General features: G+C 66.2%; 25 protein-coding genes. 16 read left to right on the top strand and 9 right to left on the bottom strand.

The features are described from left to right. The first annotated feature begins 44 nt into the window (after positions 1 to 44). The 3 genes from Q0982_RS06315 to rsmA all read left to right on the top strand — a co-directional run bounded on the left by Q0982_RS06315 (position 45) and on the right by rsmA (position 3,114). Positions 45 to 1,046, top strand: coding sequence for a peptidylprolyl isomerase (locus Q0982_RS06315; RefSeq protein WP_299393042.1), 1,002 nt, complete (start codon positions 45 to 47; stop codon positions 1,044 to 1,046). Between the two features lie 108 nt (positions 1,047 to 1,154). Further along, positions 1,155 to 2,228: a 4-hydroxythreonine-4-phosphate dehydrogenase PdxA gene (gene pdxA / locus Q0982_RS06310; RefSeq protein ID WP_299393039.1), complete on the top strand. Its 1,074-nt coding sequence runs from the start codon at positions 1,155 to 1,157 to the stop codon at positions 2,226 to 2,228. Next, the gene (gene rsmA / locus Q0982_RS06305; RefSeq protein ID WP_299393037.1) at positions 2,221 to 3,114 is read left to right on the top strand and encodes a 16S rRNA (adenine(1518)-N(6)/adenine(1519)-N(6))-dimethyltransferase RsmA; all 894 of its coding nucleotides are present in this window, start codon (positions 2,221 to 2,223) and stop codon (positions 3,112 to 3,114) included. The genes pdxA and rsmA overlap by 8 nt, the downstream gene beginning before the upstream one ends. Here rsmA and gmk read toward each other — a convergent pair. Together gmk and Q0982_RS06295 are read right to left on the bottom strand one after the other, a co-directional pair. Further along, on the bottom strand, positions 3,111 to 3,749 hold the full coding sequence (gmk, locus tag Q0982_RS06300) for a guanylate kinase (protein WP_299393036.1): 639 nt from the start codon (positions 3,747 to 3,749) through the stop codon (positions 3,111 to 3,113). The genes rsmA and gmk overlap by 4 nt on opposite strands. Before the next feature lie 5 nt (positions 3,750 to 3,754). Beyond that, entirely contained in the window at positions 3,755 to 4,657 is a 903-nt protein-coding gene (locus Q0982_RS06295) for a YicC/YloC family endoribonuclease (RefSeq protein ID WP_299393033.1), read from the bottom strand. Between the two features lie 175 nt (positions 4,658 to 4,832). Between Q0982_RS06295 and Q0982_RS06290 the strand changes: the two genes are divergently transcribed. Further along, entirely contained in the window at positions 4,833 to 5,606 is a 774-nt protein-coding gene (locus Q0982_RS06290) for an SDR family oxidoreductase (RefSeq protein WP_299393031.1), read from the top strand. An 8-nt stretch (positions 5,607 to 5,614) separates the two neighbouring features. Here Q0982_RS06290 and mltG read toward each other — a convergent pair whose 3' ends face one another. From mltG to fabD, 5 genes are all read right to left on the bottom strand, one after another. Further along, positions 5,615 to 6,607 carry an endolytic transglycosylase MltG gene (mltG, locus tag Q0982_RS06285; protein ID WP_299393028.1) on the bottom strand — a complete coding sequence of 331 codons (993 nt, stop codon included), beginning with the start codon at positions 6,605 to 6,607 and terminating at the stop codon, positions 5,615 to 5,617. Between the two features lie 10 nt (positions 6,608 to 6,617). After that, positions 6,618 to 7,883 (bottom strand): beta-ketoacyl-ACP synthase II, encoded by a 1,266-nt coding sequence (fabF, locus tag Q0982_RS06280; protein WP_299393026.1) that lies wholly within the window; start codon positions 7,881 to 7,883, stop codon positions 6,618 to 6,620. Positions 7,884 to 7,961: 78 nt separating this feature from the next. Next, positions 7,962 to 8,198 (bottom strand): acyl carrier protein, encoded by a 237-nt coding sequence (locus Q0982_RS06275; RefSeq protein ID WP_299393023.1) that lies wholly within the window; start codon positions 8,196 to 8,198, stop codon positions 7,962 to 7,964. Between the two features lie 179 nt (positions 8,199 to 8,377). Further along, a complete protein-coding gene (gene fabG / locus Q0982_RS06270; protein ID WP_299393022.1) occupies positions 8,378 to 9,115 on the bottom strand; it encodes a 3-oxoacyl-[acyl-carrier-protein] reductase in 738 nt (245 codons plus the stop codon). A 93-nt stretch (positions 9,116 to 9,208) separates the two neighbouring features. After that, entirely contained in the window at positions 9,209 to 10,150 is a 942-nt protein-coding gene (gene fabD / locus Q0982_RS06265) for an ACP S-malonyltransferase (RefSeq protein ID WP_299393019.1), read from the bottom strand. Positions 10,151 to 10,539: 389 nt separating this feature from the next. Between fabD and rpsF the strand changes: the two genes are divergently transcribed. The 12 genes from rpsF (at position 10,540) to Q0982_RS06205 (ending at position 21,451) form a co-directional block, all read left to right on the top strand. After that, the gene (gene rpsF, locus Q0982_RS06260) at positions 10,540 to 11,070 is read left to right on the top strand and encodes a 30S ribosomal protein S6 (protein WP_299393018.1); all 531 of its coding nucleotides are present in this window, start codon (positions 10,540 to 10,542) and stop codon (positions 11,068 to 11,070) included. After that, positions 11,067 to 11,324, top strand: a complete 258-nt coding sequence (rpsR, locus tag Q0982_RS06255) for a 30S ribosomal protein S18 (protein WP_299393015.1) — start codon at positions 11,067 to 11,069, stop codon at positions 11,322 to 11,324. Before rpsF ends, rpsR begins: the two co-directional genes overlap by 4 nt. Before the next feature lie 22 nt (positions 11,325 to 11,346). After that, a complete protein-coding gene (gene rplI, locus Q0982_RS06250) occupies positions 11,347 to 12,024 on the top strand; it encodes a 50S ribosomal protein L9 (protein WP_299393013.1) in 678 nt (225 codons plus the stop codon). A gap of 200 nt (positions 12,025 to 12,224) precedes the next feature. Next, positions 12,225 to 13,745, top strand: coding sequence for a replicative DNA helicase (locus Q0982_RS06245; protein WP_299393010.1), 1,521 nt, complete (start codon positions 12,225 to 12,227; stop codon positions 13,743 to 13,745). Beyond that, positions 13,720 to 14,880 carry an alanine racemase gene (alr, locus tag Q0982_RS06240; RefSeq protein WP_299393007.1) on the top strand — a complete coding sequence of 387 codons (1,161 nt, stop codon included), beginning with the start codon at positions 13,720 to 13,722 and terminating at the stop codon, positions 14,878 to 14,880. The genes Q0982_RS06245 and alr overlap by 26 nt, the downstream gene beginning before the upstream one ends. A 6-nt stretch (positions 14,881 to 14,886) precedes the next feature. Then, positions 14,887 to 15,660 (top strand): ABC transporter permease, encoded by a 774-nt coding sequence (locus Q0982_RS06235; protein ID WP_299393005.1) that lies wholly within the window; start codon positions 14,887 to 14,889, stop codon positions 15,658 to 15,660. Beyond that, positions 15,657 to 16,448 (top strand): ABC transporter ATP-binding protein, encoded by a 792-nt coding sequence (locus tag Q0982_RS06230; protein WP_299393002.1) that lies wholly within the window; start codon positions 15,657 to 15,659, stop codon positions 16,446 to 16,448. The genes Q0982_RS06235 and Q0982_RS06230 overlap by 4 nt, the downstream gene beginning before the upstream one ends. A gap of 67 nt (positions 16,449 to 16,515) precedes the next feature. Then, positions 16,516 to 17,958 carry a DNA repair protein RadA gene (radA, locus tag Q0982_RS06225; protein WP_299392999.1) on the top strand — a complete coding sequence of 481 codons (1,443 nt, stop codon included), beginning with the start codon at positions 16,516 to 16,518 and terminating at the stop codon, positions 17,956 to 17,958. 56 nt (positions 17,959 to 18,014) lie between these two features. Continuing rightward, positions 18,015 to 18,719, top strand: coding sequence for a CvpA family protein (locus Q0982_RS06220; RefSeq protein WP_299392996.1), 705 nt, complete (start codon positions 18,015 to 18,017; stop codon positions 18,717 to 18,719). Further along, positions 18,716 to 20,209, top strand: a complete 1,494-nt coding sequence (purF, locus tag Q0982_RS06215; RefSeq protein WP_322096967.1) for an amidophosphoribosyltransferase — start codon at positions 18,716 to 18,718, stop codon at positions 20,207 to 20,209. The genes Q0982_RS06220 and purF overlap by 4 nt, the downstream gene beginning before the upstream one ends. A 28-nt stretch (positions 20,210 to 20,237) precedes the next feature. Beyond that, entirely contained in the window at positions 20,238 to 20,732 is a 495-nt protein-coding gene (locus Q0982_RS06210; RefSeq protein ID WP_299392994.1) for a DUF2937 family protein, read from the top strand. Then, positions 20,732 to 21,451, top strand: a complete 720-nt coding sequence (locus Q0982_RS06205) for an SDR family NAD(P)-dependent oxidoreductase (protein WP_299392992.1) — start codon at positions 20,732 to 20,734, stop codon at positions 21,449 to 21,451. Before Q0982_RS06210 ends, Q0982_RS06205 begins: the two co-directional genes overlap by 1 nt. A gap of 51 nt (positions 21,452 to 21,502) precedes the next feature. Here the strand turns inward: Q0982_RS06205 and Q0982_RS06200 are convergent, their stop codons facing one another. Together Q0982_RS06200 and Q0982_RS06195 are read right to left on the bottom strand one after the other, a co-directional pair. Further along, positions 21,503 to 21,760 (bottom strand): hypothetical protein, encoded by a 258-nt coding sequence (locus Q0982_RS06200; RefSeq protein WP_299392989.1) that lies wholly within the window; start codon positions 21,758 to 21,760, stop codon positions 21,503 to 21,505. A gap of 119 nt (positions 21,761 to 21,879) precedes the next feature. Next, positions 21,880 to 22,665, bottom strand: a complete 786-nt coding sequence (locus Q0982_RS06195; protein WP_299392987.1) for an alpha/beta fold hydrolase — start codon at positions 22,663 to 22,665, stop codon at positions 21,880 to 21,882. Positions 22,666 to 22,686: the final 21 nt, after the last annotated feature.

Here is a 22,686-nt window from a genome sequence, read left to right as displayed (position 1 = left end):
GTGACAACTGTATAGTTCGCGGTGCTTTTTTCTGGGAACTGACGATGGCTGCTTTACTGTTCGCCCGCCCGGCCTACCGACCGCCCTACCGACCGGCGCCAAGCCTTTGGCTTAGCGCGCTTGCGCTGCTCTGCATCGCGCTCGCCGCGCTGGCTGCGCCCTCCTCCGTGCGCGCTCAGGATGCTTTTCGTCCCGCTGCCGTCGTGAATGACGAGGTGATCTCGGTCCTCGATCTGTCGATGCGCGTGCGTCTGGCGATCATTGGTGCCGGTGTCCAGGATTCCCAGGAGGTTCGGCGCCGTTTGACCCCTCAGGTCCTGCGCGGCCTGATTGACGAGCGCCTGCAGATGCAGGAGGCCACTCGGCTGGATATCGCAGTGACCGACGACCAGGTGGCGGATGCGCTCCAGCAGATATCCCAGCAGAACGGAATGTCCGAAGGCCAGTTCCTCTCCATGCTGCGCAACCGGGGCGTCATCCCGACCACGCTCATCGACCAGATCCGCGCTCAGATCGCTTGGCAAACCGTCGTCCAGCGCCGCCTGCGCCCGACGGTGGTGGTCTCGAGCGAGGAGGTTCAGGAGGTTGTCGATCGGCTGGCCGCGCGCCAGGGCTCCATCGAGCGGCGCGTCTCCGAAATCTTCGTCGCCGTCGAGTCGGCTGCGCAGGAGCAGCAGGCCCTGGCCAATGCCAATCGGCTCCTCGAACAGCTGCGCGCAGGGGCCAATTTCGGCGGGCTGGCCCGGCAGTTCTCCCAGTCCAGCACCGCGCGCCTTGGCGGCGACCGCGGCTGGATCCAGGACGGCGAACTGGACGACTCTCTGAACCAAGCCCTTGCACAGATGGGCCCTGGCGACGTCTCCCGGCCGATCCGCACGCTCGCCGGCTTCCACATCCTCTTGCTGCGCGACATGCGCAGGAACGAGGGACAAGAGATTGACCGCCAGAGAATCCAGCAGAACCTCACCGATCAGCGGGTAAACCAGTTGGCGCAACGCTCCATCCAGGAACTGCGCAGAACCGCGAACGTCGACGTTCGCATATGACTGCGGCCCCATGAGGCGGACCCATGAGGCGGACCCATGAGGCGGACCCATGAGACGGCAACAGTGAGCCGACACCCGTGAACGGGCGCTCGTGACCGGCACCGAAACATGAGCTTCTCTGGGCAAGCTGGTAAAGAACGCCATCGTCCTGATGCGCCGCTCGCGGTCACCATGGGGGAACCTGCAGGCGTCGGCGGCGAACTCAGTCTGCGCGCCTGGCAGCGACGCAAGGACCACGACCTGCCCCCCTTCCTGGTGATCGACGACCCGGAACGGCTTGCCGCCCTTGCACAGAGCCTGGACATGAGCGTTCCGGTGGTCCCAATCGACGCAGCGGCATCCGCCTTCGACGCGTTTGAGCGGGGCCTGCCCGTCCTGCCGTTGGGTGCTGCCGTGAAAGCCGAACCCGGCCGGCCCTCTCCAGCGACTGCCGGCGAGGTTCTGGAGGCCATCAGGCTCGCCACCAGCCTGACCTTGAGCGGCGAGGCGTCAGCCGTGGTCACCAATCCGATCCACAAGAAGGTACTGCTCGATGCCGGCTTTGCGCATCCGGGCCACACCGAGTTCCTGGCGGAGCTTTGCGGCTGCCCCGGCAGGTCGGTCATGATGCTGGCCACCCCAGGCCTGCGCACCGTTCCCGTCACGGTCCATCAGCCGTTGGCCGAAGTGCCGTCCAGCCTGACGGGCGCCCTGATCGTCGAGACCGCGCGAACAGCAGCAATCGGACTGCAGCAGCAGTTTGGGATCGCAAACCCTCGGCTGGCCGTCGCCGGGCTCAATCCTCATGCCGGGGAGGACGGCAAGCTGGGCGCCGAAGACGGGCTGGTGATCGCCCCAGCGGTGGCCCGCCTCCAGGCTGAGGGCATCGACGCCTTCGGCCCCGTTGCCGCCGACAGCCTGTTCCACCCGGCAGCGCGGCGCGGCTACGATGCCGCCCTCTGCATGTATCACGATCAGGCCCTCATACCGGTCAAGACCTTGGATTTCGAGCACGGGGTGAACGTAACGCTCGGCCTGCCGATCGTCCGCACGTCACCAGACCACGGGACGGCGCTGGACATCGCAGGCGAAGGCCTCGCCTCGCCCGTGAGCCTCTTGGCGGCGATCACCCTGGCGGGAACACTGGCTGCCAACAAGCAGGCCAGCGGAACCGAGGAGTCGGCCGCTTACGACCATGCCTGACAGGCCGCTCCCCGGAGAACCGGCGAACCTCCCGCCCCTGCGCGAGGTCATCGCACGCCACGGCCTGGGCGCGCGCAAGGCCCTGGGCCAGCACTTTCTCCTCGACCTCAACCTGACCCGGCGGATCGCACGCGCCGCCCCGGAGATCGACACCGGGACCGTGGTCGAAGTGGGGCCCGGCCCCGGCGGTCTGACGCGCGCCCTCTTGAGCGAGGGTGCGCATCACGTGATCGCCGTGGAGAAGGACCGCCGCTGCCTGGAGGCACTCCGTGAGCTGGCTGACCTCTATCCGGAGCGGCTTGAAGTCGTCGAAGGCGACGCCCTCACTCTGCCGCTCGCGGAGATTGGGACGGCGCCGCGCCAGATCGTCAGCAATCTGCCCTACAACATCTCCACGGCGCTTTTGATCGGTTGGCTGACGGCGCTTGCCAGCAATCCTGCTGCGTTCAGCGCTTTTACGTTGATGTTCCAGAAGGAAGTGGCGCAGCGCCTGACGGCAGAACCGCGCAGCCGCCACTACGGGCGGCTGACGATCATTACGCAGTGGCTCTGCGAGGTGCGCACCCTGTTCGACATTCCGCCCCGCGCCTTCACGCCGCCGCCGAAGGTGACGTCGACCGTGGTCGCGCTCCGGCCGCGCAAAGCACCGTTGGCAGCAGCGGAGTTGAAGAGCCTTGAACGGGTGACCGCCGCCGCTTTCGGCCAGCGCCGGAAGATGCTGCGGCAAAGCCTGAAGCCCCTCTTCGCCCGCTGCGAAGAAACGCTTTCCGACGCCGGTATCGACCCGACCGCCCGGGCGGAGGCATTGAGCGTCGAACAGTTCTGCTGCCTGGCGCGCCTGCTCAGTCGTTCAGAGGGTGAGGCCAAGAACCCGCCAGGCGCCTAACCGCCACGCCGCAGGTCCTCGACGAAATCCCGCAGGCCGATGCGGCGCTCTCGCTTCAGGCGCTCGGCCGTCAGAATGGCCTGAACCTGGGCGACGCTTTCGTCCATGTCGTGGTTGATGATGATGTAGTCATACTCCGGCCAGTGACTCATCTCGTCCGCGGCCTTCGCCATGCGCCCGCGGACCACCTCCTCGCTGTCCTGGGCACGGCTGTGCAGACGCCGTTCGAGCTCGGCCGTTGACGGCGGCAGGATAAACACACTGACCAGGTCCTCCCGCGCCCGTTCTGCGACCTGCTGTGTCCCCTGCCAGTCGATGTCGAAGAGCACGTCCTGGCCTGTTTCCAGGGCACTCTCCACCGGCGCGCGCGGCGTTCCGTAGCGATGACCAAAGACCGTCGCATGTTCCAGCAGAGCGCCGGCGGCAACCATCTCGGCAAAGCCCTCATCGCTCAGGAAGAAGTAATGGACACCTTCGGTCTCGCCAGGGCGCCGCGGCCGCGTGGTTGCCGAAATGGAAAGCGAGAGGCCCTCGTCCAGCTCCAGAAGGCGCCGAGAGATGGAGGTCTTGCCGGCCCCCGAGGGCGATGACAGGACGAGCATCAGGCCGCGCCGCTTGATCTTGGCTTCGTTCATCTGCGCTACTCGATGTTTTGAACCTGCTCGCGCAGCTGTTCGATCGCCGACTTAAGGTCGAGACCGATGCGCGTAAGTTCCACATCTGCGGACTTCGAACACAGCGTATTGGCCTCGCGATTGAACTCCTGGCACAGAAAGTCGAGCTTGCGGCCGATAGCGCCGCCTTGCTCCAACAGGTCGCGCGCGGCCCCGATATGGGCGGTCAGACGGTCCAGCTCTTCGCGAACGTCGGCCTTGCTGACCAGAATGGCGGCCTCCTGGGCAAGGCGGTCCTCAGCAATGCCACTGGTCTCGGAGAGCAACAGATCGAGTTGTTCGCGCAAGCGGCGACGGAGGGCGTCCGGTTGAGTCGCAGCGCAGTCCGCCGCCGCCGCGCAGAGAGTCTCGATCGACGCCAAGTGTCCCTGCACCAGTTCGGCCAGGCGCGCGCCCTCGTCCGAGCGCATCCCGATCAGCCCCTTCAGCGCCTGGTGCAGGTCGCCTTCGATGCGCCGGAGGCGGGCGTCGCGCTGCTCCGGGCTCTCCTCGTCTTCGACTGGCTCCAACACACCCCGCAGGCCCAGCAATCCGTCCAACCGTGGCGGCGCCGCATCCAGGCGCACACGCAAGCCCTCCATGACCTCAAGAACCTGCTGCAGAAGGTCCTCGTTGAGCTGCCAGGCCTGCGCGGCCTCGCTGCGCTTGACCACGAGGTTCACCTGGGCGTTGCCGCGGTGGCATACCGCCGCCACCGCCTTACGGACGATCGGATCGAGCGCCTCGTAGCCGCTGGGCAGGCGCGAGCGGACGTCGAGGCTGCGTCCGTTGACGGTCTTGACCTCCCAGGCCCAGGCGACACTGTCGTCGCCGCCCTCCTGGCGTGCGAAACCGGTCATGCTGTGCACCACCGCGGATTGTCCGGTCACCGAAGCCTTCCCCCCTCTGCGCGCTGTCGCATCCGCTTGCGCCTTGCCGTGCCTGGCAGGCGCCCCGAATGCCGGCCCCATATATACTGACCCCCCAGAAGCACAACAAGCTTGCGCCGGGACCGCGGAGCAGCCTATCCCGGTATCTGTCTGATGGCTGGGATGCTGGAGCGTTATGCGGGACCCCAATTCGATCGCAATCACCGGTGCGTCGAGCGGAATCGGCGCGGCCCTGGCACGCCGCTATGCCGGACAGGGGCGCGTTCTCGCGCTCAGCGGGCGCAATCCGCACCGTCTGGAAGAGGTGGCGCGCGACTGCCGGGCCGCCGGCGCCGTGGTAGAAACCGCGGCCTTCGACGTCACGGACCAGCAGGCGCTGGAGAGCTGGCTGCGCGAAGCGGACGGGCGCCATCCCTTGGATCTCGTCATTGCGAACGCGGGGATCTCTGCCGGAACCGGGACGTTCGGCGAGGACGCCACCCAGACCAGGCAGATTCTCTCCGTCAACGTCGACGGGGTCGTCTCGACGGTCCTCTCAGCCGTCGCACTGATGCGCCCGCGCGGGCGCGGCCAGATCGCCATCATGTCGTCGCTTGCCGCGTTTCGCGGATTTCCCGGAGCGCCGGCCTACTGCGCCTCCAAGGCCGCCGTGCGGGTCTGGGGCGAAGCCCTGCGCGGCATGGTCGCCGGCGAGGGACTGACGGTCTCGGTCATCTGCCCCGGCTACGTCAAGAGCCCGATGACCGCGGTCAACGACTTTCCCATGCCCTTCCTGATGGACAGTGCACGGGCCGCGCGCATCATCGAACGCGGCCTCGCAGCGGGAAAGGCCCGCATCGTCTTTCCGCGCCGCCTGTTTGCCGTGGTCTGGCTGCTTTCGCTGCTGCCGCCGTCCTGGACCGATCCGCTGCTGACCCGCCTACCGGAAAAACCGGCTTCTGAAGGCTAGCAGAGTGTCTATTCGCTTTTGCGCCGCAGGCTCTTCAGGTGCTTGCGCCACTTGGCGACATTGCTGTTGTGCTCGGCCAGGGTCCTGGCAAAGGCGTGCCCGCCGGTGCCGTCAGCAACGAAGTAGAAGTACTCGGTCTCCGCCGGATTGACCGCTGCCTCCAGAGACGCACGGCCGGGATTGGCGATAGGCCCTGGCGGCAGGCCGTTGATCTGATAGGTGTTGTAGGGCGTCGGGGTCGCGAGGTCCTTGCGTGTCAGGGAGCGGCCAAGCGGTGCCTTGCCTTCGGTTATTCCGTAGACCACGGTCGGGTCAGACTGCAGCGGCATGCCCTTGTTCAAGCGGTTGACAAAGACGCCGGCGACCAGCGCCCGCTCTTCGTCAACGCCTGTCTCGCGCTCGATGATCGATGCCAGGATGACGGCCTCTTCCGGACTGGCAAGCGGCAGGCCCTCGGCCCGGCCCTCCCAGACTTCGGCGACGACCTGCTCCATGGAGCGGTTCATGCGCTGCAGCACCTCCGCCCGGGTGTCGCCGCGATGGAAGTGATAGGTCTCCGGCAGCAGCGCACCCTCTGCCGGCACCGCTCCTGCTTCGCCTTCGAGGACCTCGGCCTCCTGAAGCAACGCCACCACCTCGGTGCTGGTGAGGCCTTCGGGCACAGTCAGGCGGTGAACCACGGTACGGCCGCTGGCGATCAGAGCCGCGACATCGGCCATGGAGATCGAGGGAGGGAAACTGTACTCGCCGGCTTTCAGGGCCGTGGCGTCTCCGAAAAGGCGCACGCCGATCGCAAAGACGCGGGCATCGGATACCACCCCTGCATCGGTCAGGTCGGCGGCAATCGTCTCCAGCCCGGCGCCGCGCGGGATCACCAACATCGCCTCGCCGGCCAGCGGACCCGGCTGGGTGAACTGCCCCTTCAGATAGACCCAGGCGCCGCCGGAAACGGCGGCGAGCATAAGGACGATGAGAACGGCAAGGCCGCCTAATCGCCGCATAAACCGCGCTCTACTGGTAGTCGGCCAGGATGAGACTGGCGTTCGTTCCACCAAAGCCGAAGGAATTCGAGAGGGCCCGCCGGATCGGCCGCTCCTTGGCTTGGTGCGGGTTCAGGTCAACCCCGTTGCAGGCCGGCGAGGGATTGTCCAGGTTCAGGGTCGGCGGTGCGACGTTGTCGCGGATGGCGAGGATCGAGAAGATCGACTCCACGGCCCCGGCCGCCCCCAAGAGATGCCCGATCGCCGACTTGGTCGAGGACATGGTGATGTCCTCGACGGCATCGCCGAAGAGACGGCGCACGGCGCCCACCTCGATCTCGTCGCCAAGCGGCGTAGAGGTTCCATGGGCATTGATGTAGTCGATGTCGCTGGGCTCCAGCCCGGCGCGGCGCATCGCCGACTGCATGGCGCGGTAGCCGCCGTTGCCGTCTTCGGGCGGAGCGGTGATGTGATGCGCATCGCCTGAGAGTCCGTAGCCGACCACCTCGGCGTAGATGGTCGCGCCTCTGGCCTTTGCGTGCTCCAGTTCCTCCAGCACGACCACGCCAGCCCCTTCGCCCATCACGAAGCCGTCGCGGTCTTCGTCCCAGGGGCGCGAGCTGCGTTCCGGCGTGTCGTTGAAGTTGGTGGAGAGCGCGCGGGAGGCCGAGAACCCGGCAATGCCCAGACGGCAGACTGCCGCCTCAGCGCCGCCGGCCACCATGACGTCGGCATCGTCCAGCATGATCAGGCGCGCCGCGTCGCCGATCGCATGGGCCCCGGTTGAACAGGCCGTGACGACGGCATGGTTCGGCCCTTTGAAACCGTAGCGGATCGAAACCTGACCGCTGACCAGATTGATCAGCGCGGCAGGAATGAAGAACGGTGAGAGGCGCCGCGGCCCGCGTTCATGGATGGTGATGGAACCATCGTAGATAGTCTCCAGACCGCCGATGCCGGAGCCGATCATGACACCTGTGCGCCAGAGGCTTTCCTCGTCTTCAGGAACCCATCCGGAATCCTCGATGGCCTGCTGCGCAGCGGCCATGCCAAAGACGATGAAGCGGTCTAGCTTGCGCTGGTCGCGCGGTGCCACGTAGTCGTCCGCATTGAACAGACCCTCAGCGGTCTCGCCCTGCGGGACCTGGCCGGCGATCTTCGACGGCAGATCAGAGACATCGAAGCTTTGGATACCCCGCAGTCCCGACTTACCGTTGATCAGGCGGTCCCACACCGGCTTTACCCCACTGCCAAGCGGTGTGACCAATCCCAGCCCTGTAACGACAACGCGTCTCATACGCCCTGAAATCCTCGCACGGCACCACTTCTGGGCGGCCGCGCGCGAAACCGCACGCCTGCCGCTTGCTTCACCGGCTCAGGAGTGTTCCTGGATGAAGTCGATCGCGTCCTTGACGGTCACGATCTTCTCGGCAGCGTCATCGGGGATCTCACAGCCGAACTCTTCTTCAAAAGCCATCACCAGTTCGACCGTATCCAGGCTGTCTGCACCCAGGTCGTCGATGAAACTGGCGGTGTCGGTTACCTTTCCATCGTCGACGCCCAGATGCTCGACGACGATCTTCTTGACGCGATCGGCGATGTCGTTGCTCATTTGACTTTGTCCTTAGGTTCTTTTGCGCATCCTTGCGGGACACGGATACCGTCACAACAGGTAATGGTCTTGCGGATAGCGTCCCCGCTGCTGCGCAAGGCGCCGCCTCTTATCACAGTTCTTAAAGGTTTGCCAACGCCCCAGAGACGCATAGTTGAGGTGGGATCCCCCGGGTTTGCTCATATCATGGCCATTCCACCGTTCACATGCAAGGTTTGGCCCGTCACATAGGCGGCCTCTCCGCTCGCAAGGAACACCACCGCCGACCCAATTTCGTCTGATTTCCCAAGACGTTGCATAGGTATGACGGAAAGGATGCGGTCACGCTGCTGATCGTTCAGGGCGTCGGTCATGGCGGTTTCGATCATGCCCGGCGCGACGGTGTTCACGGTGATGCCCCGGGTCGCTACTTCCTGGGCCAGCGACTTGGTCAGGCCGATCAGTCCGGCCTTGGAACTGACGTAGTTGGCCTGGCCCGGATTCCCTGTCACCCCGACCACCGAACTGATGCTGATAATGCGCCCCCAGCGGCGCTTCATCATGCCCTTCAGGCTGGCGCGGGCGAGGCGGAACGCGGCGGTCAGGTTGACCTCCAGAACCTGGGCCCAGTCTTCGTCCTTCATCCGCATGATCAGGCCGTCGCGGGTCAGCCCCGCGTTGTTGACCAGAATGTCGAGCTGACCCAGGGCAGCCTCCGCCTTGCCGGGCAACGCATCCGCCTCTGCCGGGTCGCCCAGGTTGCAGGGGATGACCTGGGCCCGCTCGCCCAACGCGCCCGCCAGGGCCTCCAGCGCTTCGGTCCGGGTGCCGCTCAAGGCCAGGCTGGCACCCTGGGCGTGCAGCTGTCTGGCGATCGCCCCGCCGATGCCACCCGATGCGCCCGTCACCAGGGCGGTCTTTCCACTGAGATCAAACATCACGCCTTCTCCGCGCTTCTGGAGGTTGTTTTTGTGTTGGACAGCCCACCGCGATCCCCTGCGGCCACTCAGCCGCGGCGGCCGCGTGGCGGGCTAGAGTTGCTTCAGGAGCGTTTCCATCTCTTCGGGGGTGCCGGCGGATTGGGCCTCCAGGCTGCGGTCGATCCTCTTGCTGAGACCGGTCAGAACCTTGCCGGTACCCAGTTCCACGGTCTTGGTCACCCCCTCCGCGGCCATGAAGGCGACGGACTCGCGCCAGCGCACCATCCCGGTCACCTGTTCCACCAGTTTGCGGCGGATCTCGTCGGGGTCGCTCAGGCGCCCGGCGGTCACGTTCGCAATCAGCGGTACGGCTGGCATCTTGACAGCCACCGTGGCCAGGGCATCGGCCATCGCATCGGCAGCCGGCGCCATGAGCGGGCAATGAAAGGGGGCGCTGACAGGCAACTGCACCGCCCGCTTGGCGCCCCGTTCCTTGGCCAGCGCCATTGCCCTGTCGATAGCCTCTGCATGGCCGCTGAGCACCACCTGACCCGGCGCGTTGTCATTGGCGGCAGCGCAGACCTGATCTTCTGCCGCCGCCTCGGCAATCTCCTGCGCCGGCTCCAGGTCGAGGCCGAGGAGCGCCGCCATGGCCCCCTCGCCGACCGGTACCGCCTCCTGCATGGCTTGGCCGCGTCGGCGCAGAAGGCGCGCCGCGTCTGCCAGCTCCAGGGAGCCCGCCGCCGCGAGAGCGGAATATTCTCCTAAAGAATGGCCGGCGACGAAAGCGGCCCGCTCTGCCAACGGCTTGCCGCCCTCGGCCTCGAGTACCCGGACTGTGGCGATGCTGGCCGCCATCAGGGCCGGCTGCGCGTTGGCCGTCAACCGCAGGTCTTCTTCCGGCCCCTCGAACATGAGCCGCGAAAGATGCTGCTCCAGGGCGTCGTCCACCTCCTCCAAGGTATGCCTGGCCAGGGGAAAGGCTTCGGCCAGGGCCTGGCCCATGCCGACCGCCTGGGACCCCTGTCCCGGAAAGACGAAAGCCAGGCTCATATGGACAACTCCCTCTTCTCGGTCCCTTTCCCGGAACCCTTGTCTGGGTCCCGGAACCCTTGTCTGGGTAAAGTGGCGGAAACAGCCGGCTGCAGGAGGGCGGAACGCCGGCCCCGATCGCCGCCCCCAATTGCAGCCCAGAGATAGCGAGGCTGCGTTAACTGTCAAGACGCTTCGCGGACCCGGAAAGGCCTCGGCGGCTGCGGGATAGCCGCTTGCGCCTTTGGGGGGCATAGCGGCTTGCGCCGCGGGGGGGAGTGTGTATAGTCCGCCCGCTTCGCGTCCTTGGGGCGTGAACACTCCTTGCCGGCTTCTCTCACGGGGTCGGCTAGGGCCGGGCGGCTGGCATGGCCAGCGCCGGCCCATGAAGAGCCAAAAGGAGTTACAATATGGCTTTCTACGAATGCGTGCTGATTGCGCGCCAAGATGTCTCGTCTTCCCAGGTCGAGAACCTGGTGGCGGACTACACCAAAATCCTTGAAGACAACGGCGGCCGCGTTGCCGGGTCCGAGTACTGGGGCCTGCGCACCCTCGCCTATCGCATCAAGAAGAACCGCAAGGGCCACTACGTCCTCCTGAACATCGAGGCCCCGGCCCCGGCCCTCCACGAGCTGGAGCGCAACATCCGGCTCAGCGACGACGTGATCCGCTACCTGACAGTCAAGGTCGAGGAGTTGACGGAGGGCCCCTCGATCGTCATGCAGCAGCGCCACAGCCGCGATGACCGCGGCGGCCGGGGTGACCGTGGCGACCGCCGCGGCGGCGGCCGTTTCGGCGGTGACCGGGGCGGCGATCGCGGTGGTGACCGGGGTGGTGACCGGGGCGGCGACCGGGGCGGCGCACCGCGCGGCGGCTCCGAGGGCAGTGCAGCAACCGCTGCCGGCGCCAACGCCAAAGCCAGTGAAGGAGCAGCAGAATGACCGTCCGTATCGTCAGCTCAGGCGGGGGAGCCCGCCGTCCGTTCTTTCGCCGCCGCAAGAGCTGCCCTTTCTCGGGGCCCAAGGCGCAAAAGATCGACTACAAGGACACGCGGCTGCTGCAGCGCTTCGTTTCCGAGCGTGGCAAGATCGTGCCGAGCCGGATCACCGCGGTGTCGACCAAGAAGCAGCGCGAGTTGGCGCGCGCCATCAAGCGCGCACGCTATCTGGCGCTCCTGCCCTACGTCTTGAAATAGCGGCCAGTCGGGAGTCAAAGAGATGGAAGTGATCCTGATGGAGCGCATCGAGAAGCTCGGCCAGATGGGTGACGTGGTCACCGTCAAGCCGGGCTATGCGCGAAACTTTCTCCTGCCGCAGAAAAAAGCGCTGCGGGCCACCAAGGGCAACCTCGCCCGCTTCGAACAGGAGCGTGCGCAGTTGGAAGCCGACAATCTGAAGCGCCGCGAAGAGGCGGAGCGGATCGTCGGCGACCTCGAGGGCATGACCGTCACGCTGGTGCGCCAGGCCGGCGAAAGCGGCCAGCTCTATGGTTCGGTCAACAGCCGCGACATCTCCGAAGCGGTGACCGCCGCAGGCGTCACCATCGACCGCCGGCAGGTCGCCCTCACCGCCGTGATCAAGACCCTCGGCCTCCACACCGTGCGCGTCCAGCTGCACCCGGAGGTGGCCGTGGAGATCACCGCGAATGTCGCCCGTTCGGAGGAAGAGGCGGAAGCCCAGCTGAAGAGCGGACGCGTGGTCACCGCCGAGGACCTGCGACAGGCCGAAGAGGCGGCCGAGGCAGAGATCGAGGCGGTCGTCGAGGCGGTCGAACAGGAAGAGGCGACCGAGACCGCCGACTCGGAAAACGCCGGCGACGAAGCCGCGCCGGCGGAGGAAGCCGCCCCGGCCGAGCCGGTCGAGGCCGAAAGCGAAGAGACGCCGAAGGACGCGTAGCTGCGCGACCGGATCAGCGACTTCGAAAGCGAAAGCGGCAGTCTGGTATCGGACTGCCGCTTTTTCTTTGCACAGTCTCTATGTCAACCGGCAGGGGCCCGGGATCGCAGGATGCTTATCCCCGTCTTCCTCTCAATCCCCGAAAGCTTCTCGGCGCCACCGCTTTGGACTGCAGCCGCGGTTTGCTATTCTAGCTGGCCATGGAATCGACAAGCCCCAGCCTGACCGCCCTCCCCGACCCGCTTGAAAACGGGGATAGTCTGCGTCTGCCCCCGTCCAATGACGAGGCGGAGCAGGCGCTGCTGGGCGCCATCCTGGCCAACAACGCCGCCTATGAGAAGGTTTCCGACTTTTTGCGGCCGGAACACTTCGCCGACGGCGTGCACGCACGCATCTACGAGGCCTGCGGCAAGCTGATCGAACGTGGCCAGGTGGCCAACGCGATTCAACTGAAGAACCTCTTCGAGCAGGAAAGCGCGCTCGCCGAAGTCGGCGGCGCACAGTATCTCGCTCAGCTTCAGTCGAGCTATGTCACCATCATCAACGCGGCCGACTACGGCAAGACGATCCACGATCTTTATCTCAGGCGCGAGTTGATCACCCTGGGCGAAGACATGGTGAACGATGCCTTCGAGCATGACCTGGATGTCGAGGCCACACAGCAGATCGAAGGCGCCGAAGACAGGCTCTACAAACTCGCGGAGATCGGCCAGACAGAGGGCGGGCTGATCGGCTTCCGCTCCGCAGTGCTGGAATCGCTTCATATGACCGAAGCGGCCATGCAGCGCGACGGGCTTTCCGGCGTCTCTTCCGGACTGCAGGATCTCGACGGACTGCTCGGCGGCTTTCATCGTTCGGACCTCGTGATCCTCGCGGCCCGCCCTTCGATGGGAAAGACCTCGCTGGCGACCAATATCGCGTTCAACGTGGCCTCGGCACCGCGTATCGAAAAGGATGCCGAGGGCAATCCCGTGGAGCAGCGCCAGCCGGTCGCCTTCTTCTCCCTGGAAATGTCGGCAGAGCAGCTTGCGACGCGCATCCTTTCGGAACGCACCGGCGTGCGCTCCGACTCCATGCGGCGCGGCGACATTCGCGACGACGACTTCGACAAGGTTTTCGAGGCCAGCCGCGAGCTCTTTGAACTGCCGCTCTTCGTCGACGACACACCGGCGCTTTCGGTCAGCCAGATGCGCACCCGCGCGCGCCGGCTGAAGCGCCAGCATGGCCTTTCGCTGGTCGTGGTCGACTACCTTCAGCTCATGCAGCCGCCGCCCAACAAGCGTTCCGACAACCGGGTTCAGGAAGTCTCGGAGATCACCCGCGGCCTCAAGGCGCTCGCCAAGGATCTCGACGTCCCGGTGATCGCCCTCTCCCAGCTCTCGCGCGCCGTCGAACAGCGCGAGGACAAGCATCCCCAACTGGCCGATCTTCGCGAATCAGGATCGATTGAGCAGGACGCCGATGTCGTCATGTTCATCTATCGCGAGCAGTACTATGCGGAGCGCGCCGAGCCGACACAGCGCGACGGCGAGGACGACAACAAATTCCACGAGCGCCTCGAGCGCTGGAAGGAACGCTGCGAGCGCGCCTACGGCAAAGCCGAGATCATCGTCGCCAAGCAGCGCCACGGCCCCATCGGCTCGCGCGAGTTCTCCTTCGACGGGGACACCACCCGCTTCAGCGACCTGATCGCCGATGACCATCTCCCCGAGCAGTTCTGACCGCGAACGAACGACCTCCGGCGAGGCCGCCATCCCCGCCACGGCGGCCGGGGCGCTCACCATCGACCTCGCCGCCGTCGCCGAAAACTTTCGCCGCCTGCGCGCCGCCTTTCTGGAAAAGCCACTCGCCGCCGTCGTGAAGGCCGACGCCTACGGCTTGGGCGCGGCACAGGTTGCGCCGGTCCTGGTGAAGGAAGGCGCCCGCTCGATCCTCGTCGCCCAGCCTGACGAGGCAATTGCGCTGCGCCCGCTGCTGGATGCCTGCCATCCGGCCCTTAGCCTCTATGTCCTCAACGGCCTCATGCCCGGCACCGAAGCGGCCTGCGTCGAGCACAATCTTCTGCCGGTGCTGAACTCGCTGGGCGAGATCGACGCCTGGCGCGCGGAGGCCGGCCGGCGCGGCCGGGCACTTCCGGCGGCCCTTCAGGTCGACAGCGGCATGAGCCGCCTCGGGCTGCAGCCGGCGGACCTGGAGACCCTGCAGGCAGCGCCGGAGCGCCTGGAGGGCATCGTCCCGACCCTGGTGATGAGCCACCTCGCCTGCGCCGACGAGCCACAGCACCCGCAGAACGCCCAACAGCTCACCGCCTTTCGCGCCGCCCTGCAGAAGCTGCCGGACGCCCCGGCCTCTCTCTGCAACTCCCCGGGGATCTTTCTGGGTCCCGATTACCACTTCGATCTGGCCCGGCCGGGGGCAGCCGTCTATGGCGTCAACCCAACCCCCGCAGCCCCGAATCCGGTCCTTCCGGTGGTCGGATTGAAGGCGCGAATCCTGCAGGTTCGCGGAATTGACGCCCCCCAGAGCGTTGGCTATGGTGCGACCCACCGCGCCACCGGGCCGGCTCGAATTGCCACAGTTGCTGCGGGCTATGCGGATGGCTACCTGCGCTCTCTTTCGGGTCGGGCGCGAGCCTGGATTAACGGTCACGAGGTTCCCGTGGTGGGGCGGATTTCGATGGATCTGATTACTTTGGACGTTACTGGGATTGCGCCGGATAAAGTGCATCCGGGCGCGATGGTGGACCTCCTTGACCCACAGCACGGGGTCGACGACTTGGCGCGGGAAGCCGGGACGATCGGCTACGAAATTCTGACCGCTCTCGGAAAGCGCTATCACCGCGCTTATTTGGGCTGATTGTTGATGCCGATTCTCCAGCCGATCGGCCGGACCTTTCTGTCGTTTCTGGAAGCCACCGGCCGGCTGACCCTTTTCACCGTCATTGCGCTCTCTCACTGCGTCCGGCCACCGTTCTATCCGCGCCTCGTCGTCCGCCAGATGATCGAGATCGGCTACTACTCGCTGCCTGTCGTCGGGCTGACGGCGATCTTTACCGGCATGGTGCTGGCGCTGCAGAGCTACACCGGCTTCGAGCGCTTCTCGGCGGAGAGCGCCATTCCCAATGTGGTCGTCGTCTCCATCACCCGCGAACTGGGCCCGGTCCTGGCGGGACTGATGGTCGCGGGCCGGGTCGGTGCCTCCATGGCCGCAGAGATCGGCACCATGCGGGTCACAGAGCAGATCGATGCCCTGGACACCCTGGCGACCAACCCCTTCAAGTACCTGATTGCGCCGCGCCTGATCGCCGGGCTCACCATGCTGCCGATCCTGGTGCTGATCGCCGACATCATCGGCGTGTTCGGCGGCTATCTGGTGTCGACCCAGAAGCTGGACTTCAATCCGGCGACCTATCTGAAGAACACCCGTGATTTCGTGGAGGTCCAGGATGTTGTCTCGGGCCTGGTCAAGGCCGCGGTCTTCGGATTCCTGGTCACCCTCATGGGCTGCTATCACGGATACAATTCGCGTGGCGGAGCCCAGGGCGTGGGTACGGCCACCACCAACGCGGTGGTCTCCGCCTCGATCCTGATTCTCTGCTTCAACTACTTCATCACCGAGCTGTTCTTCGCCCGATGAACGACGCCAGCAGCAACCGGACTCCAAAGATCAAGATCCGCGGCCTCAGCAAGGCTTTCGGCGACAAGGTCGTTCTCGACAACGTGAATCTCGACATCTTTCCCGGCGAGTCCGTGCTGGTGATCGGCGGATCGGGCAGCGGCAAGTCCGTGCTGTTGAAATGCATTCTGGGGCTGCTGCATCCCGATTCTGGCTCGATCGAGGTCGACGGTGAAGAGGTGGTCGGCCTGATGGGCGAGGACCTGGACCGGATCCGGCGCAAGTTCGGCATGCTGTTCCAGAACGCTGCCCTCTTCGACTCGCTGACGGTCTGGGAGAACGTCGCCTTCGGCCTGATTCAGGGCCAGGGCAGGCCGCGGGCCGAGGCACGCAAGACCGCCCTGGAGAAGCTGGCCGCAGTCGGCCTGGGCGAGGATGTCGGCAGCCTGATGCCGGCCGAACTATCCGGCGGCATGCGCAAGCGCGTCGGCCTCGCGCGCGCCATCGCCACGGAACCGGAGATCATCTTCTTCGACGAGCCGACCACGGGCCTTGACCCCATCATGGGCGATGTGATCGACCGGCTGATCGTGAAGTGCGTGAAGCAACTCGGCGCCACGGCACTTTCCATCACCCACGACATGGCCTCGGCGCGGCGCATTTCCGACCGTACCGCCATGCTCTACCGCGGCAACATCATTTGGGTCGGCCCCACGGCGGAGATCGACCGCTCGGACAATCCCTACGTCGATCAGTTCATCAACGGTCGCGCCGAAGGGCCGATCCAAATGCAGGTCCGGGCGCTATAGCTTCGCGGTCTCATGCGAAGCTCCGGTGCCCGCCGCGGCATGGGCCGGCGGAGGACAGGCAGTAATCATGGCGAAAACCCAGTCGCGCTACGTCTGCCAGGAATGCGGCGCCGTCTCGGCCAAGTGGGCCGGCCGCTGCGAGAGCTGCGGCGCCTGGAATTCGCTTTCCGAGGAGGTGGTAGAGAAGACGCCGGGCGGGCTGTCGGGCGCCGGCCGCTCGGCGCAACGGCTCGCCTTCGTCGATCTCCAGAGCCGCAGCCCGGCCCCGCCGCGTCTGACCTGCGGCATCGGCGAGTTCGACCGCGTGACCGGCGGCGGCCTGGTTCCCGGCTCGGCCGTACTGGTCGCCGGCGATCCTGGGATCGGCAAGTCCACCCTGCTGCTGCAGGTCGCAGCCCGGCTTGCTGCCGGTGATAAAGGGGTGGGCGGCGAAGAGGCGGCCAGCTGTGCCTACATCTCCGGCGAGGAGTCCATCGACCAAGTGCGCCTGCGCGCGCAGCGCATGGGGCTGGGGGCCGCCCCGGTGCAGCTTGCGGCGGCGACAGCGGTGCGGGACATGGTGGCGAGCCTCGACCAGCCGAAGGGTCCGGCGGTCGTCGTGGTCGATTCGGTGCAGACCCTTTTCATCGACAGCCTCGAATCCGCGCCCGGCACGGTCTCACAAGTGCGCGCCGCCACGCAGGAGTTGATCCGCCTCGCCAAGAAGCGCGGCTTCAGCCTGCTGCTGGTCGGCCATGTGACAAAGGAGGGCCAGATCGCCGGGCCGAAGGTGCTGGAACATATGGTCGATACGGTACTGACTTTCGAAGGCGACCGCGGGCACCACTTCCGTATCCTCAGGGCCTCCAAGAACCGATTCGGGCCGACCGACGAGATCGGCGTCTTCGAGATGACCGACGGCGGGCTGGAAGAGGTCTCCAATCCCTCGGCGCTGTTCCTGGCAGAGCGCCGCGGCAACATCGCCGGGGCGGCGGTTTTCGCGGGGCTGGAGGGCACGCGTCCCCTGCTGGTGGAGATCCAGGCTCTGGTTTCCGCCTCTCCCCTCGCCACCCCGCGGCGCGCCGTGGTCGGCTGGGATTCGGGCCGCCTGGCCATGGTGCTGGCCGTGCTGGAGGCGCGATGCGGGCTGGCGTTGGCCGGCCAAGAGGTATATTTGAACGTAGCCGGCGGGCTGAGGATCGGTGAGCCGGCAGCGGATCTGGCCGTCGCGGCGGCCCTGGTATCGGCAGCAACGGGACAGGAAGTGCCGGAAGAAACGGTGATTTTCGGCGAGATCGGCCTTTCCGGGGAGATTCGACCGGTCAGCCAGGTCGAGTTGCGGTTGAAAGAAGCGGAAAAGCTTGGATTCTCCCGCGCCTGGGTGGCCCCCCGGGCCAAGCGAGGCGCCGGTAAGGGCCGGCCGCAGAGCGGCGGCCTCGCGATCGAGGAGATCGCGCATCTTCAGGACCTGGTCGCGCGCCTGGCCCGCCCGCAGGCGGACCCCATTGGGTTCCGGACCTCGGCGCCTTAGAGCCCAGCGAGAGCCAGAGCGCCTTAGATCGACGTCGAAGGACAGACAAAGACCCGATGGACAGCTTGCCGATCAATCTGGCGGACCTGCTCATAATCATCGTTCTGGTGATTTCCGGCATCTTCGCTTTCGTGCGCGGGTTCGTGCACGAGGTCTTTGCCATCGGCTCCTGGGTTGCCGCCACCTTCGTGACGCTCTATGCCTTCCCGCACGCCCAGCCGCTGGTCGAGCAGTACATCCCGACCGAGTTCTTCGCCAGTCTGGTCACCGGCGTGGTGATCTTCCTGGTCTCGCTGGTCATCTTTTCCATGCTGACCCGGCTGCTCTCCAACCGGGTTCAGCAAAGCAGCCTGGGTGCGCTGGACCGGTCTCTGGGGCTGCTTTTCGGATTCGCCCGCGGCGGCGTCATCGTGGTGCTGGGCTGGATGGCGCTCACCTTCCTGATGCCGGAAGAGGAGATCTTCGACTGGGTGAAGGAAGCCAGGAGCCGGCCCCTGGTCGAACGCGGCGCCGACCTGCTGCTGACGCTGGTGCCGGAGAGCATGCTGGAGCGCGGAAACGAAGCGGCCGACGATGCGCGGCGCCGCGCCGAAGAACTGCGGCGCCAGGAACAGACCTATCAGCTTCTGGTCAGCCCGCTCCGGAAAGCCGATGCGCCAAAAGCGGAGCCGGAGTATAACGAGGACATGCGCGGCGAGATCGAAAGGGCCATCGAGGGCCTGATGACCCAGGAGCCCGCAGCAGGAGGGACCGAGCAGTGATCACCACCAACCCGCTGGTTCCCCAATCGGGCGCCGGCCCAGACGACCACACGACCGACGACGACAAGTTTCATGAGGAATGCGGGGTCTTCGGGATCTACGGTCACGAGGACGCGGCGGCCCACACCGCCCTCGGCCTGCATGCCCTGCAGCATCGCGGTCAGGAAGCTGCCGGCATCGTCGCCTTCGACGGGCAGCACTTCAACGCCCACCGCGACCTCGGCCATGTCGGCGACATCTTTTCCTCCGGGGAGGTCATGGCGCGTCTGGCGGGCCATGCCGCGATCGGCCACAACCGCTACTCCACCACCGGCGAGACGGCGCTGCGCAACGTGCAGCCGCTTTTCGCCGATCTTTCCTGCGGCGGCTTCGCCCTCGCCCATAACGGCAACCTGACCAACGCCCGCCAGCTGCGCCACCGCCTGGTCGACCAGGGCGCCATCTTTCAGTCCACGATGGACACCGAGGTGATCATTCACCTCATCGCCACCTCCGATGCCAGCGCGCTGATCGACCGCATGACCAACGCCCTGCGTCAGATCGAGGGCGCCTACTCCCTGGTGGCGATGACCGAAAGCTGCCTGATCGCGGTGCGCGATCCCTCAGGCGTGCGGCCCCTGGTGCTGGGACGGGTCGGCAACGCCAACGTCGTCGCCTCCGAGACCTGCGCCCTGGACATCATCGGCGCCGAGTTCGTGCGCGACGTCGAGGCCGGCGAGATGATCGTGCTCGACGAGTCCGGCGTTCATTCCCTGCGTCCCTTCCCGCCGGCGCCGCGGCGCCCTTGCGTTTTCGAATACATCTACTTCGCCCGGCCCGACTCCCTGATGGAGGGCACCAGCATCTACCAGGCGCGCAAGCGCATCGGCATGGAGCTGGCCCAGGAGAGCGGCGTCCCTGCCGACGTGGTGATCCCAGTGCCGGACTCCGGTGTGCCGGCAGCCATCGGCTACGCCGAGCAGGCCAGCGTACCCTTCGAACTGGGGATCATCCGCAACCACTATGTCGGGCGCACCTTCATCGAGCCTGCACAGCAGATCCGCCACCTCGGCGTCCGCCTGAAGCACAACGCCAACCGTCAGTCCATCGAGGGCAAGCGGGTTATCCTGGTGGACGATTCCATCGTGCGCGGCACAACCTCGATCAAGATCGTGGAGATGGTGCGCGCCGCCGGCGCCGCAGAGGTGCACATGCGCATCGCCGCCCCGCCGACCACCCACTCCTGCTTCTACGGCATCGATACGCCTCAGCGCGAGGAACTGCTGGCCTCCAGCATGGATGTGGCCGCCATGGCCGACCACATCGGCGTCGACAGCCTCGCCTTCATCACTATCGACGGCCTCTACCGCGCCATGGGAGAAAGCGGGCGCGACCCGGCAGCGCCGCGCTTCTGCGACGCCTGCTTCACCGGTGACTATCCGGTCCGCCTGACCGACTTTGAACATTCGGACAAGCCGGCCCAGCTCTCGCTGCTGGCGGAGGGCGCCTAGCCAGGATCAACGGCTGCACAGAGGACCGATGTTCGCCCGCTTCTTTTACAGCCTCTTTGCCGCCGCAGGTGGTGCCAGTTTCTCGCAGTTCCCCGAGTATCTCGCCCACTACCTGCAACGCCTGGGCGGGCGCATAGACCAGGCCCGCGTTCGCGTGCAGGAAATCGAAGAAGACGCCGCCGCCAAGGACATGTCCGTTCCCGACTACATCGCAAGCTTCACTGCCAGCGACCCTCACAGCCTGGAGGGCGAGCGCATGCGTGAAAGCTTCTTCGAACTGGCCGACATGGAGGCCGCCTATACCGCGCTCAGTACTGCCACAACGTTTGAGCGGCCGCTGGCTTTCGCTCAGCACTTCGACTCCGGCCTTGTGAGTGCCACCATCGGCGACTTCGCCCCGGCCGTGCCGTTGACCTCAGAAGGGCTGATCTACGGCGGGGTCGGGGCCGTTGTCGGCCTTCTCCTCTTCGGCGGATCGCGCCGCGTCCTGCGGCGGCGCAAGACCAAGCAGGCGGCGGCCTGATGGCACGAGAGACGGCAGCCCTGGACGGCCGCGTCGCGGTCGTCACCGGCGCCTCGCGCGGCATCGGCGCCGCGGTCGCCCGGCGCTTTGCCGCCGAAGGCGCGCAGCTCATCCTCATCGCCCGCACCGTCGGCGCCCTGGAGGAACTGGACGACGAGATCCGCGCCGCCGGCGGGCGCCAGCCGGTGCTGGTGCCGCACGATCTGCGCGACTTCGACGGGCTGGACCGTCTCGGCGCCTCCCTGAATGAGCGCTACGGCAAGCTCGACATTCTGGTCGGCAACGCCGGGATCCTCGGACCGCTGACGCCGGTCGGCCACATTCCGCCGGATGCCTGGCAGGAAGCCTTCGATGTCAACGTGACCGCCAACTACCGCCTGATCCGCAGCCTCGACCCGCTGCTGCGCCTCTCCGATGCAGGGCGGGCGGTCTTCGTGACCGCGGCAGCGGCGCAGGAACACACGGCCTACTGGGGTCTGCTGGCCGCCACCAAGGCCGCCCTCAACGCGCTGGTCACGAGCTACGCGGCGGAACTCGGCAAGACCGCGGTGCGCGCCAACCTGATCGACCCCGGGCCGGTGCGCACCGGCTTTCGCGCCGCCGCTTTCCCCGGCGAGGACCCGGCGAGCGTGCAGCCGCCCGAGGCGCTCGGCGACCTCTTCGTCGAACTCGCCAGCCCCGCCTGCCAGCGCAGCGGCGCGACAGTCACGGCGAAGTGAGGCCCGGCAAAGCCGGCACGCCGGCATCGTGCAAGCGTCCACGGCACGATCTTACCGTTCCAGAAGCCGTTCTCTCGCCTTCAGTACCGCCTCGACAAATCCATCGAACTCCACGATCCAGGCGATCCCGGGACGAACTTCTTTAGCAGTTACCAGTTCAAGCTTCAGGTTTTCGCGTCCTTCTTCCTGCGTAATCAGAGCCACCTCCTGCCCTTTGTACTCGACTGCCGCAAAAAGGCGCTCGTAGTCGATGTCACTGCACAGGCAGATCCTGAAGTGATCGCGATCGTTCGCTCCCTTGTCTGTCATTGCGCTCAGAACTCCTTCAAATTGACGACATCTTTTGTTTCGGCGTATCAGCATTCACCAAGGGCTCGGTGACGGAGTCGTCCTTCAGCGACGTCAGGCACCAACCGCCTTCGAAGCCTTTACGTCGAGATCGCGGTTGCCTGTCCAAACTCCGCAAGAAAACCCAGCACGGCCTCATTGAATGCCTCGGGCGTCTCGAAGTAGGGCGAATGTCCAGCCCCGGGGAGTTCTACCAACTGCGCGCCCGGAATCGCGGCAGCGGCCTCTGCCATCACCGCAGGTGGAAACAGCGGATCCTCCGGCGCGGTGATCATCAGCGTCGGCACGGCATAGCCCCGCAGGTCCTCGGCGGTCACGAAACCGGCCCGGGTGATACGCCCGAAGGGCTTCGGGAAGTTGCTGTAGAGGCCGGAGATCTGGGCGCAGAGATAGGCCGCCTCCGGGTTTGCCGCCTTGAAGCTGGCGCCGAGCTGGGCAGTGCCGGGTGGAACCGCACCGGAGGCCAGATGCTCGATCGCCGCGGTGACAGCGGGTGCATCCACGCCGCCGGGCGTGTTGGAGAGGACCAGCGCCACCACGCGCTCCGGGTGGGTCGCGGCCAGCTTGAGGCCGCCCCAGCCGCCCATGGACTGGCAGACCAGGCTGGCCCTGTCGATGCTCTCGGCATCAAGGATCGCCAGGATGTCGCGGTGAAAGTGGCCGCAGTCGAACTGCGCCGCATCGCAGCGCGAGCGCCCGAAGCCGCGGTGATCGAAGACGATGACGCGGTAGCGCGCGGCGAAAGCGGGGACCTGCTGCCACCAGCTTGCTGCGTTACCGCCGCGGCCATGAGCGAACACGACCGCCGGCCCGTCGCCGTGAACTTCGTAGTAGAGCCTTGCCCCCTCGGTTTCGACCGTCGCCATACCGCCTCCCGCAGATCCTGT

Origin of the sequence: Pelagibius sp. (assembly GCF_028281305.1) — a bacterium.
In the GTDB taxonomy this organism is placed as follows: Bacteria; Pseudomonadota; Alphaproteobacteria; order Kiloniellales; family Kiloniellaceae; genus Pelagibius.
The sequence above is the reverse complement of the archived record's forward strand: the minus strand, read 5'-3'. Positions and strand labels throughout refer to the sequence as shown.

Bases quoted from the DNA above. Each gene is read 5' to 3' on its own strand.
- mltG (WP_299393028.1), bottom strand. From the start codon at position 6,607: ATGCGGCGATTAGGCGGCCTTGCCGTTCTCATCGTCCTTATGCTCGCC.
- Q0982_RS06235 (WP_299393005.1), top strand. From the start codon at position 14,887: ATGCCGATTCTCCAGCCGATCGGCCGGACCTTTCTGTCGTTTCTGGAA.
- rsmA (WP_299393037.1), top strand. From the start codon at position 2,221: ATGCCTGACAGGCCGCTCCCCGGAGAACCGGCGAACCTCCCGCCCCTG.
- Q0982_RS06230 (WP_299393002.1), top strand. From the start codon at position 15,657: ATGAACGACGCCAGCAGCAACCGGACTCCAAAGATCAAGATCCGCGGC.
- fabD (WP_299393019.1), bottom strand. From the start codon at position 10,150: ATGAGCCTGGCTTTCGTCTTTCCGGGACAGGGGTCCCAGGCGGTCGGC.
- rplI (WP_299393013.1), top strand. From the start codon at position 11,347: ATGGAAGTGATCCTGATGGAGCGCATCGAGAAGCTCGGCCAGATGGGT.
- Q0982_RS06195 (WP_299392987.1), bottom strand. From the start codon at position 22,665: ATGGCGACGGTCGAAACCGAGGGGGCAAGGCTCTACTACGAAGTTCAC.
- gmk (WP_299393036.1), bottom strand. From the start codon at position 3,749: ATGAACGAAGCCAAGATCAAGCGGCGCGGCCTGATGCTCGTCCTGTCA.
- Q0982_RS06220 (WP_299392996.1), top strand. From the start codon at position 18,015: ATGGACAGCTTGCCGATCAATCTGGCGGACCTGCTCATAATCATCGTT.
- Q0982_RS06245 (WP_299393010.1), top strand. From the start codon at position 12,225: ATGGAATCGACAAGCCCCAGCCTGACCGCCCTCCCCGACCCGCTTGAA.
- radA (WP_299392999.1), top strand. From the start codon at position 16,516: ATGGCGAAAACCCAGTCGCGCTACGTCTGCCAGGAATGCGGCGCCGTC.
- rpsF (WP_299393018.1), top strand. From the start codon at position 10,540: ATGGCTTTCTACGAATGCGTGCTGATTGCGCGCCAAGATGTCTCGTCT.
- Q0982_RS06290 (WP_299393031.1), top strand. From the start codon at position 4,833: ATGCGGGACCCCAATTCGATCGCAATCACCGGTGCGTCGAGCGGAATC.
- pdxA (WP_299393039.1), top strand. From the start codon at position 1,155: ATGAGCTTCTCTGGGCAAGCTGGTAAAGAACGCCATCGTCCTGATGCG.
- alr (WP_299393007.1), top strand. From the start codon at position 13,720: ATGACCATCTCCCCGAGCAGTTCTGACCGCGAACGAACGACCTCCGGC.
- Q0982_RS06200 (WP_299392989.1), bottom strand. From the start codon at position 21,760: ATGACAGACAAGGGAGCGAACGATCGCGATCACTTCAGGATCTGCCTG.
- fabF (WP_299393026.1), bottom strand. From the start codon at position 7,883: ATGAGACGCGTTGTCGTTACAGGGCTGGGATTGGTCACACCGCTTGGC.
- Q0982_RS06210 (WP_299392994.1), top strand. From the start codon at position 20,238: ATGTTCGCCCGCTTCTTTTACAGCCTCTTTGCCGCCGCAGGTGGTGCC.
- Q0982_RS06205 (WP_299392992.1), top strand. From the start codon at position 20,732: ATGGCACGAGAGACGGCAGCCCTGGACGGCCGCGTCGCGGTCGTCACC.
- Q0982_RS06275 (WP_299393023.1), bottom strand. From the start codon at position 8,198: ATGAGCAACGACATCGCCGATCGCGTCAAGAAGATCGTCGTCGAGCAT.
- fabG (WP_299393022.1), bottom strand. From the start codon at position 9,115: ATGTTTGATCTCAGTGGAAAGACCGCCCTGGTGACGGGCGCATCGGGT.
- rpsR (WP_299393015.1), top strand. From the start codon at position 11,067: ATGACCGTCCGTATCGTCAGCTCAGGCGGGGGAGCCCGCCGTCCGTTC.
- Q0982_RS06315 (WP_299393042.1), top strand. From the start codon at position 45: ATGGCTGCTTTACTGTTCGCCCGCCCGGCCTACCGACCGCCCTACCGA.